This window comes from Ensifer sp. 22460 (assembly GCF_052044935.1).
Classification (GTDB): domain Bacteria; phylum Pseudomonadota; class Alphaproteobacteria; order Rhizobiales; family Rhizobiaceae; genus Ensifer.
Genome location: NZ_JBQENZ010000003.1, coordinates 275,945 through 288,793, shown reverse-complemented (window position 1 = coordinate 288,793; position 12,849 = coordinate 275,945). Strand labels below are relative to the sequence as shown.

14 protein-coding genes are annotated in these 12,849 nt (G+C 64.1%); 5 read left to right on the top strand and 9 right to left on the bottom strand.

What is annotated here, in order from left to right; translation table 11 throughout:
* The first annotated feature begins 65 nt into the window (after nucleotides 1-65).
* Nucleotides 66-980: an alpha/beta hydrolase gene (locus tag ACTJKM_RS05615; RefSeq protein ID WP_058326841.1), complete on the top strand. Its 915-nt coding sequence runs from the start codon at nucleotides 66-68 to the stop codon at nucleotides 978-980.
* A 56-nt stretch (nucleotides 981-1,036) separates the two neighbouring features.
* Here the strand turns inward: ACTJKM_RS05615 and msrA are convergent, their stop codons facing one another.
* Nucleotides 1,037-1,759 (bottom strand): peptide-methionine (S)-S-oxide reductase MsrA, encoded by a 723-nt coding sequence (gene msrA / locus ACTJKM_RS05610; RefSeq protein WP_440638358.1) that lies wholly within the window; start codon nucleotides 1,757-1,759, stop codon nucleotides 1,037-1,039.
* A gap of 153 nt (nucleotides 1,760-1,912) precedes the next feature.
* Here msrA and ACTJKM_RS05605 point away from each other — a divergent pair, with 153 nt between their 5' ends.
* Nucleotides 1,913-2,314, top strand: coding sequence for an ACT domain-containing protein (locus ACTJKM_RS05605; protein WP_058321568.1), 402 nt, complete (start codon nucleotides 1,913-1,915; stop codon nucleotides 2,312-2,314).
* A 28-nt stretch (nucleotides 2,315-2,342) separates the two neighbouring features.
* Here ACTJKM_RS05605 and ACTJKM_RS05600 read toward each other — a convergent pair whose 3' ends face one another.
* From ACTJKM_RS05600 to ACTJKM_RS05570, 7 genes are all read right to left on the bottom strand, one after another.
* Nucleotides 2,343-2,762 carry a GFA family protein gene (locus tag ACTJKM_RS05600; protein ID WP_058321569.1) on the bottom strand — a complete coding sequence of 140 codons (420 nt, stop codon included), beginning with the start codon at nucleotides 2,760-2,762 and terminating at the stop codon, nucleotides 2,343-2,345.
* 107 nt (nucleotides 2,763-2,869) lie between these two features.
* The gene (locus ACTJKM_RS05595) at nucleotides 2,870-4,468 is read right to left on the bottom strand and encodes an MFS transporter (RefSeq protein ID WP_058326799.1); all 1,599 of its coding nucleotides are present in this window, start codon (nucleotides 4,466-4,468) and stop codon (nucleotides 2,870-2,872) included.
* Nucleotides 4,461-4,925 carry an SRPBCC domain-containing protein gene (locus ACTJKM_RS05590; RefSeq protein WP_058321570.1) on the bottom strand — a complete coding sequence of 155 codons (465 nt, stop codon included), beginning with the start codon at nucleotides 4,923-4,925 and terminating at the stop codon, nucleotides 4,461-4,463. Before ACTJKM_RS05590 ends, ACTJKM_RS05595 begins: the two co-directional genes overlap by 8 nt.
* A 181-nt stretch (nucleotides 4,926-5,106) precedes the next feature.
* Entirely contained in the window at nucleotides 5,107-5,514 is a 408-nt protein-coding gene (locus ACTJKM_RS05585; RefSeq protein WP_058321809.1) for an LmrA/YxaF family transcription factor, read from the bottom strand.
* Entirely contained in the window at nucleotides 5,421-5,696 is a 276-nt protein-coding gene (locus ACTJKM_RS05580) for an HPP family protein (protein WP_440638355.1), read from the bottom strand. Before ACTJKM_RS05580 ends, ACTJKM_RS05585 begins: the two co-directional genes overlap by 94 nt.
* Before the next feature lie 120 nt (nucleotides 5,697-5,816).
* Nucleotides 5,817-7,811 (bottom strand): CocE/NonD family hydrolase, encoded by a 1,995-nt coding sequence (locus ACTJKM_RS05575; RefSeq protein ID WP_058326798.1) that lies wholly within the window; start codon nucleotides 7,809-7,811, stop codon nucleotides 5,817-5,819.
* 56 nt (nucleotides 7,812-7,867) lie between these two features.
* Entirely contained in the window at nucleotides 7,868-9,424 is a 1,557-nt protein-coding gene (locus ACTJKM_RS05570) for an ABC transporter substrate-binding protein (RefSeq protein ID WP_058326840.1), read from the bottom strand.
* Nucleotides 9,425-9,632: 208 nt separating this feature from the next.
* Here ACTJKM_RS05570 and ACTJKM_RS05565 point away from each other — a divergent pair, with 208 nt between their 5' ends.
* Nucleotides 9,633-10,427 carry a helix-turn-helix domain-containing protein gene (locus ACTJKM_RS05565; protein WP_058326797.1) on the top strand — a complete coding sequence of 265 codons (795 nt, stop codon included), beginning with the start codon at nucleotides 9,633-9,635 and terminating at the stop codon, nucleotides 10,425-10,427.
* Nucleotides 10,428-10,486: 59 nt separating this feature from the next.
* Nucleotides 10,487-10,828 (top strand): PAAR domain-containing protein, encoded by a 342-nt coding sequence (locus tag ACTJKM_RS05560; protein WP_057253294.1) that lies wholly within the window; start codon nucleotides 10,487-10,489, stop codon nucleotides 10,826-10,828.
* 10 nt (nucleotides 10,829-10,838) lie between these two features.
* On the opposite strand, the gene ACTJKM_RS05555 is transcribed toward ACTJKM_RS05560, so the two are convergent.
* Nucleotides 10,839-12,269, bottom strand: a complete 1,431-nt coding sequence (locus ACTJKM_RS05555) for a LuxR C-terminal-related transcriptional regulator (protein ID WP_058326796.1) — start codon at nucleotides 12,267-12,269, stop codon at nucleotides 10,839-10,841.
* A 149-nt stretch (nucleotides 12,270-12,418) separates the two neighbouring features.
* On the opposite strand from ACTJKM_RS05555, the gene ACTJKM_RS05550 reads away from it, so the two are divergent.
* Nucleotides 12,419-12,676 (top strand): DUF1127 domain-containing protein, encoded by a 258-nt coding sequence (locus tag ACTJKM_RS05550; RefSeq protein WP_058321814.1) that lies wholly within the window; start codon nucleotides 12,419-12,421, stop codon nucleotides 12,674-12,676.
* Nucleotides 12,677-12,849 lie beyond the last annotated feature (173 nt).

The window sequence follows — 12,849 nt, the reverse complement described above, 5'->3', positions numbered from 1 at the left end:
GGGAGCGGGCGTGCCGATGCTAAGCTGGCGCGAAAGCGGGATGAGAGGAGGACGATGTGGACCAGATGACGAAGCGGCCGATGCCGACGGAGGAGGGGATCCTCGCCTTTCACCGCCGCTGCGAGGCGTTCTATCCGGCCGATGCGGTCGATGCCTCGATCGAGCAGCAGCGCCAATGGTACGACGCGCTTTGCGCCGAATTCGATGCGCCGAGCCCGGCCGGTCTCACCCGCGAGGATAGGCTCGTCGATGGCCGCATCCCGATCCGGCGCTATTGGCCGGCGACCGTTTCGACGAAGACCCGCATCTACTACATCCATGGCGGCGGCTTCGTCGTCGGTTCGCTTAACAGCCATGATGCGATCTGCGCCGAGCTGGCGGATTTTGCCGGGGCAGAGCTGGTATCGGTCGATTATCGCCTGGCGCCCGAGCATGTCTGGCCAGCGGCCTTCGAGGATTGTTATGCGGTGCTGCAGGAGTTGCTCGCCGATGGTCGCCCGGTCGTCGTTGCCGGTGACAGCGCCGGTGGCAATCTCACGGCCGGCATCGTGCTCAAGGCGCGAGCGGAGGGGCTCGCCGGCATCGTCGGCCAGGTGCTGATCTATCCGGGTCTCGGTGGCGACCTCGTGTCCGGCTCCTATGTGGAGATGGCCGAGGCGCCAGGGCTGACGACCGCCGACACCAGTTATTATCGCAGGGTACTGCAGGCGCCTGCCGACAATCCCTTCGCAGCGCCCTTGGCGGAAAAGGATCTCTCGGGCTTGCCGGCGACCTATATCACCGGCGCCTTCTTCGATCCCTTGCGCGATGACGCCCGGATCTATGCCGCGCGCCTTGCTACGGCCGGCGTCAACGTCACCTTCCGCGAGGAGCCGCAGATGATCCACGCCTGGCTGCGGGCGCGGCACATGAGCGACGGCGCGCGGGAAGGGTTTCGGCGGCTGGCCGAGGGCGTGGCGGTACTTGCAGGAACCCGCTGACAATTGGTGCGTTGCCGTTCCGGGCGGAAAGCTGCGTCACGCTATTTCTATCGGTGCTAGCTTTTCGCCTTGAACACCAGCACGGGGTTTGCCCGGAAGGCCTGCGGGAAGAGCGCCCGCAAGTTCTCGATCTTCGGCATGTCGTTGTAGACGATATAGGGGTGCGTCGGATTTCGCGTCAGGAAATCCTGATGATAGTCCTCGGCGGCGTAGAATCCCCTAAAGGGTGAGACTTCCGTAACGATCGCCGCGGGGAAGGCGCGTGACTTGCCGAGTTCGGCGATATAGGCGTCGGCGATGCGCTTCTGCTCATCCGTGACGGCAAAGAGCGCCGACCGGTATTGGGTGCCATGGTCAGGGCCCTGGTAATTGAGCTGTGTCGGGTTGTGGGCGACGGAGAAGAAGACCTGCAACAATCCTCCATAGGTCACCTCGCGCGGATCGTAGATGACCTCCACTGATTCCGCGTGGCCGGTCTTGCCGCCGCTGACCGTCTCGTAGTCGGCGGTCGCAGCGCTGCCGCCGGAATAGCCCGAAACGGCTTTTTTCACGCCTTTGACATGCTGGAAAACGCCCTGAACGCCCCAGAAGCAGCCGCCGGCAAAGACGGCGATCTCCGTCGTGCCGGACACTTTCTCGTCGAGCGAGGGCGGCGGGATGACGACGGCCGGTTCCTGGGCGGCGGCGAGCGGTACCGCCGCCAGCAGCGCGGCGAAGGTAGCCGTCAGCATCCCGAGGGGTCTGTAAGAGGCATGTGCCGACTCGCTGCGCAACGCCATCATTTCCTCCTCCACCCGGTTTCCACTCCGGGCGCTTGATGACCTCATGTTTTCACGGGAATGACAATGGTCAAATCGCGTTCGCGTGCTTCACGCCAACGTGACGATCCGCTACCACTTCAGCCGATCAGATGCGCAAACGGGGAAGATGTCATGGCTGGCGAAACGGATCTCGCAAAACTCCTGGCGACGATGAACCCGGTGCTGTTTCCGCAGACCTATGTCTACTGCACCGTCGCCTACCGCGATCAGGCGCGCTACCAGGCGCTGGAGCCGCTCGCCACTTATCGCGAGGATGAGGGGCTCACGCTGGTCCTTGCCCGCAGTGCTGCGGACGAGGCGGGGCTCGATTACGGTCCGCTGCTTCGGCGCATCACGCTCAATGTGCATTCGGCGCTGGAAGCCGTTGGTCTGACTGCGGCTGTCTCGGCGGCGCTGACGCGCGAGGGCATCAGCGCCAATGTGATCGCGGCCTATTATCACGACCACATCTTCGTGCCGGAAGCGGATGCCGAACGGGCGCTGGACGCGCTGCGGGCCTTGACCGTCGCCTGACGCGGTACAACTCCCGGCGGACCGCGCCTCACATGAAGCGCGTGTCTTCTGGCGGGTTGAAATGGTCGTCAGCGCGGCCGTTCTCGTAGATGATGGGCGCTTCGGCGAGTTCCGCGTCGCTGACGCCATCGAGGCAGGCGACGTTGACCGCGTAGAAATGGCCAAGAAAATCCTTGTGGTAACCGCGCGAGAAGGGGCGGACGCCGCAGCGGCTGCAGAAATAGTGATCGACATCGCCGACGATCCAGCTCGAGTTGTCGGCCCGATAGCTCGTGAGCTTGTCCTTGCCGGTGGTGATCCCGAACTCCTCGCGAAGGGCAAAGGCCTTCTGCATCCGTGTCTTTGCGCAGAAGGAACAGTTGCAGCGGCGAACGCCCTGGGCGAGATCGAGCTGGCATTCGAAGGTGACGGCACGGCAGTGGCAGCTACCGCGATAGAGCTTTTTCATCGGTTTCCTCCCTTCGGGCGCATGTCACCGTTCGCCGGCCGATGGCCCACGTTGCTGGGTGCAGCGTTGATTGCGTTCTGATGCCGCGGCGACTTGCGCCGCGGGTGTTATCCGACGTTGCCCGAGGGCGCTGCCTCGTCGACCAGCGCCGTGGCCTTGCCGTCGCCGTCATCGCTCGCCTTGCGCAGGAGCAGGAAGGCCATGAGCGCGGTGGCGAGCGATAGGAATACGCAGATCGAGGCGGTGAAGGCGAAGGACTGGGTGAAGACGTCACGTGCCGCCGTCAATAGACGCTCGGCTTCAGCCGACGGTAGATCGGCGGCGACGGCCACCGCGCCGCCGAGCGTCTGCCGGGCCGCGGCGATCGTCTCTTCCGGCAGGCCGGTTACCACCAGCCCGTCCATGCGGCCGCGATAGGCCGAGGTCAGCAGGCTGCCGAGCACGGCAATGCCGAGCGCGCCGCCGAATTCGAAGCTGGTCTCGGAGATCGCCGAGGCTGCGCCGGCACGTTCCGGCGGCGCCGAGCCGACGATCATGTCCGTCGTCAGCGTCCCGACCGAGGCAAAGCCGAGGCAGAGCACGACGAGACCCGTCGTGACGAGCAGCGGGCTGCTCGACGTGCCCACCTGGGTGCAGATCGCAAAACCGATGGCCGCCAGCACGAAACCCGCGGCAATCAGGTTGGAGGCGGCGACGCGTGTGGCAAGCATCGGAACCCCCATCGAAGCGAGGATCATCGCGACGCCCGTTGGCATCGACCAGAGTCCGGCGACGAAAGGCGAAAGCCCGAGGACGAGCTGCAGATACTGCGCCACGAACAGGAACGCGCCGAAGCCTACGAACATGCCGAGGATGTTGACGCCGAGCGCCGCGCTGAAGGTCGGTGTCTTGAACAGCCTCAGATCGATCAAGGGATCGGCAAGCCGGAGCTGGCGGCGTGCAAACAGGATCGCGACGGCGATGCCGAGCAGAATGAAGAAGGTCGCTGTCGTGTCGAGTCCGGCCTCGGCGATGTGCTTCACGCCGTAGATCACCGAAAGCACGGCAACGAGCGACTGGCCGGCGCTGGTGAGGTCGATCCGACCGGCCTCGGGATCACGGAACTCCGGCAGCAGGATCGGTCCGAGAACCAGGATCAGCACCATGACGGGAACGGCGAGAAGGAAGACCGAGCCCCACCAGAATTGCGACAGCATGAGGCCGCCGACAACGGGCCCGATGGCACCGCCGGCCGAGAAGCTGGCAAGCCAGACGCCGATTGCGAAAGTGCGCTGCCTGTCGTCCAGGAACATGTTGCGGATCAAGGAGAGGGTGGAGGGTGCAAGCGTCGCCGCCGCGACGCCGAGCACGGCACGTGCGAGGATCAAGGTTTCGGCGTTCCAGGCAAATGCGGCGAAGATCGAGGCGAGGCCGAAGGCGATCGAGCCGATCATCAGGATGCGCCGGCGGCCGATGCGGTCGCCGAGCGTTCCCATAGTTATCAGGGAGCCCGCGACCATGAAGCCGTAGATGTCGATGATCCAGAGAAGCTGGGCGGCGGAGGGTTTCAGCTCCTCGGTCAGTTGCGGGACCGCAAGGTTCAGTACGGTCAGGTCCATTGAATAGAGCATGCAGGGCAGGGCCAGCACGGCGAGCCCGATCCATTCGCGCCGGGTCGCCCTAGGGCCGGGCGTCACAGGGCTTTGCAGGTTTGCGATCTCAGACATGTTCGACGTAATCCTTGAGTCGCTCGAGGCACTCGCCCCAGCCTTCCTGGTGCGAGTCGCGCTCCTCGACGGTCTCGAATGGTGTTTGCTGGAAGGTCAGCCGCGTCCGGCCGCCGATATCGGCAAAGGACACGGTGACCAGCGTGTCGTTGCCGGGCTCGCCCTCTTCATCCCAGGCGAAGGTGAAGACCAGCTTTTCGGGCTCGCGCACTTCGCGATAGACGCCGCTCATCCAGTAGTCCTGGCCCTCGGGAGAACGGATGCAGGCGCGCCACGCGCCGCCTGGACGGAAGTTCATGTTCACCGAATGCGGCGTGAAATCACGCGGTCCCCACCAGCGCAGCATGTGCTCGGGCGTCGACCAGACCTTGAAGACGAGGCTCACCGGCGCTTCGAAGTCACGCACGATTTCCAGGCTGATATCCTTGCGCGCTGCGTTCGCGGTCGTCGCTGTCATGAAGCCTCCTCGCTCGGCGCCCCAATGCACCCAGTCTTTAACCGTAGAGTTATTTAACTCATCGGTTAATATCTGCGCGCGGAGGCGCTTGTCAAGGCAGGCTCAAGCGGTGATCTGATTTTTGTCAATTTGGCGGGGGGGGGACAGGTAGCGCGGCGGCGTCCTTGCCGTCCCTCGCATTTCACGATGATGCGGGCAGGCACCGCGTCTTCAGCCGGGCGAGCACCCGGCCGAAGGCGCCGGGGTCGTCAAGGCTGCGAGCGAGGATCAATGCCCCCTGAATACCGCCGACGATTTCCTCGGCGAGCGCGTTGCATTCCGCCTTTGGCGTGCCGGCGCGTTCAAGCGTCGCAGCGAGATCGGCGCGCCAGTCGGAGAAGTAACCGTTGAGTTCGCGGGCGAAACGGTCGTGGGCGCCGCTTGCGGCGATCACCCCCATCAGGCAGAGCCTGCGGCCCTGGCGGAAATAGCTGTCGACGCCGGCAAACATCGTCTCTAACGCTTGCTCAGAATTTTCCGTGTTGCGCAGCGCGTCGAAGATGTGCGTGCGGAACCACGCGGCGATATCGCCGAGCACGGCCTCGGCCATCTCCTCCTTACCGCCGAGAAGATCAGCACGCAGCTGGCGCCGAAGGGCGCCATCAGCATGGGATGGCCGACAAGATTGGTGAGCGCGCCTACGGCGGCAATGGCGACAAGGCCACCGATGCCGGCGATGAGGCCGCGGTTGATATGAACGGGAGGCTGGTGACGCGAAAAGAAGTGGCGCATTTGTGTACCAATCGGTCAAGTGTTTACCGATTGGTACAACTCCTTACCGATGAAGTCAAGAGAGTGCTGCCGGACCGGGTGTGGCGGCGGCCAACGGCCCGCCCGGTCCTGGCGCGCACCTCACATGAAATCGCGAGGGATGCGCTTCTTGAAGTGCTTCTCGAAGATCTGCTTGTCACCCTCATAGGCGACGACTTCAGCCTCGGTGATCCACTCGCTTTCGGTGCAGTGGAGCGTCGAGGTCGACACCGTGCGCACCGACCAGCCGTCGCGCTTGGCGACACAGGTCCAGGTCGAGGTTCCGATCATCGAGAGCGGATCGTCGGGCGCGATCGACCAGGTTTCGTCGCGGATGTCCTGGGTGGCAAGGCCCGTATCCGGATGTTCGGAGAGGCCGGTGTCCTCGTAGATCCGGTAGTGGGTCATGCCATGGGTCATGTCGCGCTCGACGGTGCGGCTCGATGTACCGCGTGTCAGTTCGCGGTATTTCGGCAGCGGATCGGGGTTTTCCGGCGCGGGCACGGCGATTTCGCGGTGAGCGCCAAGCAGCGGAAGCGCCAGCGACAGGCTTGATGTGTCGATCGTGAGGCCCGGCTCCGTGGGTGATGGCAGGATCAGCGGCCAGTAGGAGGTGGAGAGCGACACGCGAATGCGGTTGCCCGCGCGGAAGCGATAGCCACAGGCGTCGAGCACGAGCGTCACCCGCGTCTTGCGACCCGGTTCCATTGGCCGCGGCTGGGCGTTGCCGTCGCGATGCGCAAGGTTCAGGACGCCGAAGGCGACGCGGGTCGCGGTGCCATCCGGATGCACGTCGACGAGGCGGACGGCGAGATTGGCCGTTGCCGCCTGGCAGCTGACATCGACGGTCAGCGTCGGCTGGCCGAGATAGTCGGCGGCGGCGAGCAGTGGCGCCGTCTCGAACACAAGCGAGCCTGCATCGTCGATGCGCTGATCACCGGCCATTTCGGCGTCGGGCTTCAGGGTGAAATACTCGCCGGCTGCCGTTCCGGTATCGAGCGGCGATTTCAAGTAGATCTCGCCGATGCCGGTGCCGCCGGCCGAAGGCGTCAGCCGCGCGTCATGGGAAACGCCGAAAAGCTGCATCTCCGGCGATGCCCACGCGTCCTTCGCCACCCAGCGGCCGGGATCGCTGTCGCGCCGGAGCGACGGGCGCGGGCCATCGAGAATATAGGCGCGCACCTGCGGGCCGTCCTCGGCGCCGTTCTTCTCGTCGCGCAGCCAGCGGTTCCACCAGCGGATCGCCTCGCCGTGAAAATCGGCGCGCGGCTTCGGGAAGGCGAAATGCGGATACTTGTGCACCCAGGGCCCGATCAGGGCCTTCGCCTGGTCGCCGAGACCTTCGACTGCCTTCAAGGGCGTGTTGCGGTAACCGTCGGCCCAGCCGGCGATGACGAGTGCCGGCACCTCGACGCTTCCGAAATCCTCTGCGATCGAGCCGTGCTGCCAGAAGGCGTCGCGGCGCTGGTGCTTCAGCCATTCCTCCATGAAATAGGGCTCGTTCTCCAGCCGCTCCATCCACATTTCCTTCCAGCGGTCGCCGACGATTGCGGGGTCCGGCGAGCGCGACTGGTAGCCGAGCATGGTCGCCGCCCAGGAAAGCTGGGCGGAGAGGTGGCAGCCGTTCTTGTAGTGGATGTCGTCGTTGTAGCGGTCGACCGTCGAGGCGATGGAGATGACGGCTTTCAGCGCCGGCGGCTTCAGGGCTGCGACCTGCAGGCAGTTGAAGCCGCCCCAGGAGATGCCCATCATGCCGACCTTGCCGTTGGACCAGGGCTGCGCGGCGATCCATTCGATGATCTCGCAGCCGTCCGAAAGTTCGCGCGGCGTGTACTCGCCATCGATGACGCCATCGCTTTCGCCGGAGCCTCTGATGTCAACGCGCACGCCGGCAATGCCGGCGGCGGCAAAGACGGGATAGGTGGACTCGTCGCGGACACTCGTGCCGCCCTGCTTGCGGTAGGGCAGGTATTCGAGCACGGCCGGAACCGGCGCGGCTTCCGCGCCGGCGGGCATCCAGATGCGGGCGGCAAGCCGGGTGCCGTCTTTCAGCCGGATCCATTCGTTTTCGATCACAGTGAATTCACGTTCTGACATGTCGTTCTAGCACTCTATCTCTTTGTTCTTTCGGGCACTTCCGAACGTGGAATTGCTTAGCTGTCGAACCAGACGCGGCTTGCGACATAGCCGTTGGAAAGATCGTTGCCGATGTCGTCGACGAAGCCCTTGAGCGAAGCCGAGGCAGCGTTCACGTAATCGTTGAAAACGGGCAGGATCAGGCCGCCTTCGTCACGCACCGTCATCGCCATGCTGTGGTACTTTTCCTTGCGCTTGGCATCGTCGAGCTCGGAGCGGGCCTGAAGCAAGAGCTTGTCGAAGTCCTCGCGCTTGAAGCGCGTGTCGTTCCATTCGGCGGTCGAAAGGTAAGAGGTCGAGTAGCGCGAATCCTGCGTCGGCCGGCCGCCCCAGTAGGAAGCGCAAAAGGGCTGCACGTTCCAGACGTTGGTCCAATAGCCGTCCTCCGGCTCGCGACGCACTTCGAGCTCGATGCCAGCCTTCTTGGCGCTTTCCTGGAAGAGCACGGCAGCGTCCGCCGCACCCGGGAAGGCGGCGTCGGAGGTGCGCAAGAGGATCGGCCGGTCGTGGCCGGACTTCTTGAAGTGGAAGGAGGCCTTGTCGGGGTCATAGGCCCGCTGCTCGATGCCCTCAGGCGCCAGTGCGTAGTTGCCGTTGACCGGATAGTCGTTGCCGAGCGTGCCGAAGCCGCCGAGCACCCGGTCGAGGATCGCCTGGCGGTCGACCGCATATTTCAGCGCCAGCCGGAGATCGTTGTTGTCGAAGGGCGCGGTGTCGCAATGCATCAGGAAACTATAGAAACCCTTGCCCGCGGTCCGGAGGATCTCGACGCGCGGCGCCCGCTTCAAGAGCGGCACGGTCTTCGGGTCGATGTTGTTGATGAAGTGAACTTGGCCGGAAGAAAGGGCGGCGATGCGCGCCGTCGTGTCGTTCATCACGATGATCTCGACCGAGTCGACGAAACCGCGGTCGGAGCGCCAGTCAGCGGCGTTCTTCTCGAAGGTGGCGCGCAGGCCTGCCTCGTAGCTTGCAAGCTTGTAGGGGCCGGTGCCGATGGGCGAGGCCGGGTTGTCGACGCCGCCCTTCGGCTGGATGATCAGGTGATAGTCGGTCAGAAGCAGCGGCAGGTCGGCATTGCCCTCGGTCAAGGACAGCACCAGCGCGCCGCCCTTTTCCTCGATGGTCTTGATGGAGCGCATCAGCCCGAGGGCGCCGGACTTGGAGCCTTCGTCGGCATGGCGCTTCAAGGTCGCAACGACATCGGCGACCGTCAGCTTGCTGCCGTCATGGAAACTAACGTCGCTGCGGATCTTGAAGGTCCACTGCGACGCATCCGCCGAAGGCTCCCAGGATTCGGCAAGGGCCGGCAGCGGCGCGCCGGTCTTCGGGTCGGATTCGACCAGCGTATCGCCCCAGAGGTGACCGATGACGAAGGAGACGGAACCGCTATAGGCGGCGGGGTCGAGCGAATCGGTGGTGGCGCCGCCCTTGAGGCCGAGCTTCAGATGGCCGCCGCGCTTTGGCTCCTGCGCGCGCGCGTCGCCTGCCGCCAGCGTTGCGCCGAGGCCGGCCGCAAGTCCGAGCGCTGCGGTACCCGCCAGGAAGCCGCGCCGGCTGATGCCGGTCGAAGCCATGCTCGCGGGGACGAGAAGGCCGTCGGGTCGCTTCGTGAATTCGGTCATTTCAAGGTTCCCTTTGGTATGATGTTTATCGAGGAAACCTAATGGCTGCAGGCGCGTGCACAATTTCGCGACTTGACGCTTTTTTACGCTCTTTTACGCTATCCCTTCGCCGCCGGCTTCTATCAAGGTGGTTGGCGCCAAGGTGAGGGCGGGTAGCGCAGTGCAGGACATCGACATCTTCTCGGCCAATCTTCGCTTTGCCTGTTCGACGCGGCGCTCGATCTCGCAGATCTGCCGTGAGATCGGCATCAACCGGCAGCAGTTCAATCGCTATATCGGTGGCGAAGCGCGGCCGTCACCGCACAATGTCGCGCGCATCGCCCGCTTCTTCGGACTGGCGGCCGAGGACTTCGCGCTGCCGGCAAAACAGTTCGAGGCGCGCATGACGCGACCGGACCGCGACCGCTCGGATGCCAGCCTGCTGCTCGACGGCTTTCCCGGCGACATCGCGGGCTTGAGGCGCCATATCGGCTACTATCAGACTTACCATGTTTCGCTCTCCTGGCCGGGACTGGTTGTGTGTTCCTGCGCCCGGATCTACGAGGAGGCGGGCTCGATCCGGGTCAAATCGATCGAGCGCATCCGCGACCCGAAAAACGAGATCCAGCAGTTCTCGAAATATGTCGGTCTCGTCACCTTCTGGCGAAACCGCATCTTCGTCGCCGAGCGCAGCATCGGGCGCGAGCCGATGCTGGCGCAGACGATCCTTCTACCCTTCGAAGTGCACCAGCGCGTCTATCTGCGCGGTACCACCATGGGGGTCTCCTGGCGCAAGGAGAACCTGCCTTATGCGTCTCGGATGATCTGGCGATCTCTTGGGGCTCAGCCGGATCTGCGCCAGATGCTCTCGCGCTGTGGCGTGCTTTCCTTCGGTTCGCGACACATGCCGCAGACGGTCCGCGCCTTCCTTGATGCGCCCGAAGCCGAGCCTTTGACCGTGCCGACCGAATATTGAGGCGGGGGCGCGGCCGTGTCATAGCTTGCACCGGCAAGGGGACAATTGGAGGAGAGATCATGAAAGCTGTAGCGGCCGTCACCGCCTGCCTTTGGTTCGCCGTGCCGGCTCCGTCTGCAATGGCCGAGGAGGCGCGGGCGCCGATCCCGTCCTGCGCGCTTTCGGGCGCCTCCAGCGTGATGATCGGCGGCCAGCCGGCGCTCAGGCTCTCCGACGTCGCCAATTGCCCGCCGGAACTCTACGAGGTGGTGCCGAGCATCATGATCGAGGGTCAGCCGGTCGTGCATTTCCGCGCGGGTGCTGGCGCCAAGGGCGATTGCGCCGCGAAGGCAGAACCGTCTGTGACGTTTGAAGGCGAAGCCGCCCAGCGCGTGGGCGACGTCGATTGCCGGCAGAAGTGAGATTGCGCCGTCAGTCGAGCATCGCCAGCCGGGCTCCTTCCTGAACGGCTTTGAGCGCCGGCGGGTTGGTGACCGGGTAACCGGCGATGAAGCGCTCGACGGAGAAGTCCGGGAACTCGGTGCGTAACCGTGATGCGGCGCTTGCCGCTTCTTCGGTCTCTCCGATACGGGCGTGTCCCATGGCCTGAAACATCAGCGTATTGGGCGATTCCTGTGAACTGCGTCCCAGCGCCGAAAGGCTCTCCGCATGACGGCCGATGACGAAGAGCACGCGACCGAGCATGCCGTAGTACCAGGGCGGTGCCAAGGGATTGAGGGACAACGCTTTCTCGATTAGCGGCATCGCTTCGGCCGGATTTCCGGCCACCAGAGCCTTGCTGCCGGCCAAGAGCGCCAGGGTATCGGCATTGTGCTTGCCGTGCTCGAACGCGTGCGCCTGGGCGTCGGCGGCACCTTTGAGATCGCCGAGGCACGCCTTGAGATCGCCAAGGCAGGTATGGGCGAACGGGTTTGCCGGATCGAGGCGCAAGGCCTCCTCGATAGCCGATCGCCAGTTCCCGATGGTCGTATCAAAGTCGATGCCATAGCCGTTGCAGGCCTGGACGGAGTAGGCATAGGCCAGTTCGGTCCAGGCCCTTACCCGTGCGGGGTCCAATTCGAGCGACCGCGTGAGGAGGTGAATTGCCGCGGCGTTTCCTTCCGCGCTGAACCGGTTGAGCTCTTCGACGCCGAGAAGATAGTAATCGTAGGAATGCAGGTTCGAGGGGGTCTTCTTGCGGCTGGCATTGCGCCTGAGGGCGGCCAGCTTGCCGAAGCAGCCTGCCAGCGCGTTGACAACGCTCTCCGTCAAATCGTCCTGAAGCGCGAGTATGTCTCCGATCGGCCGGTCGTAGCGTTCGCTCCATAGCGTCATACCGGAGCGCGTTTCCGAGAGCTGGATCGTCAGCCGCACCTGCCGGTCGTCGGCGCGCACTTGGCCGGTCACCGCATAGGTCGCGCCGATGGCCTGGACATGGTCGTCGTAGCTCTCCGCACGATTGCCGAGCAGCCTCATGGTGTGAAAGGCGACAACGGGCAGATCCGCGTAGCGCGCGAGATCGACGCAGATATCCGACGAAAGGCCGTCGGCAAACCGGCGCCAGCGCTGCTCTTCGTTCAGGCTATCGATCGGGAACAGGGCGAGGACCGGTGGCCCTTGCTCTGCCGGTGCCGCGGTCGTTAACTCCCTTGGTCCGGCTATCTCTGACGCCAGCGCGATCTTGTTGCGAACGCCAAGCTTGCCATAGATCGTCGCGAGATGGCTGCGCACGGTCGATGGCGCGATGCAGAGCGCTTCGCCGATCTGGCGGTAGGTCAGGCCGGCAGCAAAGCGTTCGGCGACTGCACGCTCGCGATCCGACAGGATCGCAGGCACAAAGCGACGCCTCAGGATGCGGGTCATACCTGCCTCCTTGTCGTTTCACCGGTTCGGTTCTGCTGCGGCTCCAGCAAAATACTACAAATGCTGGAAGCAAAACACTGCACATGTGCGATTGCCGCATAGTCCTATGAGGCTAGAGTTTGCGCTGAACATCACGCGGGAGGACGACCATGAGCAAGCTTCTGTCAGGCATGTCCGACTTCTACCACTCCGTATCCGAGGACGTTGAGCAGACATCCGAGCCCGGCGATGGCCGCATCACCAAGTGGTTTCACCCGAAGCGTCTCTTTGCCATGTGGGACGATCGTCAGCACTACCGCGATCAGCTTGCCCATATGGCGGCCGACTCGCCGGAGTTGATCGATGATATCGGCCTGACCGAAAAGCAGGTCGATAGCGAGGTCAAGAAGCATTTCTGGGAGCATTGACGCGAGCTCACGCGAAGCGTGACTGCGCCCGTCGGGTCGTGACACGGCGGATCCCGGAAACCGAGCATTGGGGGCAGGGAAGCCGATCGCCTCTGTGCAGCCGGCTTCCCTTCAGATTGCGTCCCACAACAGGCAACGCGCATTTTCCGCGATGGCCCTAGAGCAATTCACTG

Bases quoted from the DNA above. Each gene is read 5' to 3' on its own strand.
- ACTJKM_RS05605 (WP_058321568.1), top strand. From the start codon at position 1,913: ATGGCTGGCGAAACGGATCTCGCAAAACTCCTGGCGACGATGAACCCG.
- ACTJKM_RS05590 (WP_058321570.1), bottom strand. From the start codon at position 4,925: ATGACAGCGACGACCGCGAACGCAGCGCGCAAGGATATCAGCCTGGAA.
- ACTJKM_RS05575 (WP_058326798.1), bottom strand. From the start codon at position 7,811: ATGTCAGAACGTGAATTCACTGTGATCGAAAACGAATGGATCCGGCTG.
- ACTJKM_RS05580 (WP_440638355.1), bottom strand. From the start codon at position 5,696: ATGCGCCACTTCTTTTCGCGTCACCAGCCTCCCGTTCATATCAACCGC.
- ACTJKM_RS05600 (WP_058321569.1), bottom strand. From the start codon at position 2,762: ATGAAAAAGCTCTATCGCGGTAGCTGCCACTGCCGTGCCGTCACCTTC.
- ACTJKM_RS05585 (WP_058321809.1), bottom strand. From the start codon at position 5,514: ATGGCCGAGGCCGTGCTCGGCGATATCGCCGCGTGGTTCCGCACGCAC.
- ACTJKM_RS05560 (WP_057253294.1), top strand. From the start codon at position 10,487: ATGAAAGCTGTAGCGGCCGTCACCGCCTGCCTTTGGTTCGCCGTGCCG.
- msrA (WP_440638358.1), bottom strand. From the start codon at position 1,759: ATGGCGTTGCGCAGCGAGTCGGCACATGCCTCTTACAGACCCCTCGGG.
- ACTJKM_RS05570 (WP_058326840.1), bottom strand. From the start codon at position 9,424: ATGGCTTCGACCGGCATCAGCCGGCGCGGCTTCCTGGCGGGTACCGCA.
- ACTJKM_RS05595 (WP_058326799.1), bottom strand. From the start codon at position 4,468: ATGTCTGAGATCGCAAACCTGCAAAGCCCTGTGACGCCCGGCCCTAGG.
- ACTJKM_RS05615 (WP_058326841.1), top strand. From the start codon at position 66: ATGACGAAGCGGCCGATGCCGACGGAGGAGGGGATCCTCGCCTTTCAC.
- ACTJKM_RS05555 (WP_058326796.1), bottom strand. From the start codon at position 12,269: ATGACCCGCATCCTGAGGCGTCGCTTTGTGCCTGCGATCCTGTCGGAT.
- ACTJKM_RS05550 (WP_058321814.1), top strand. From the start codon at position 12,419: ATGAGCAAGCTTCTGTCAGGCATGTCCGACTTCTACCACTCCGTATCC.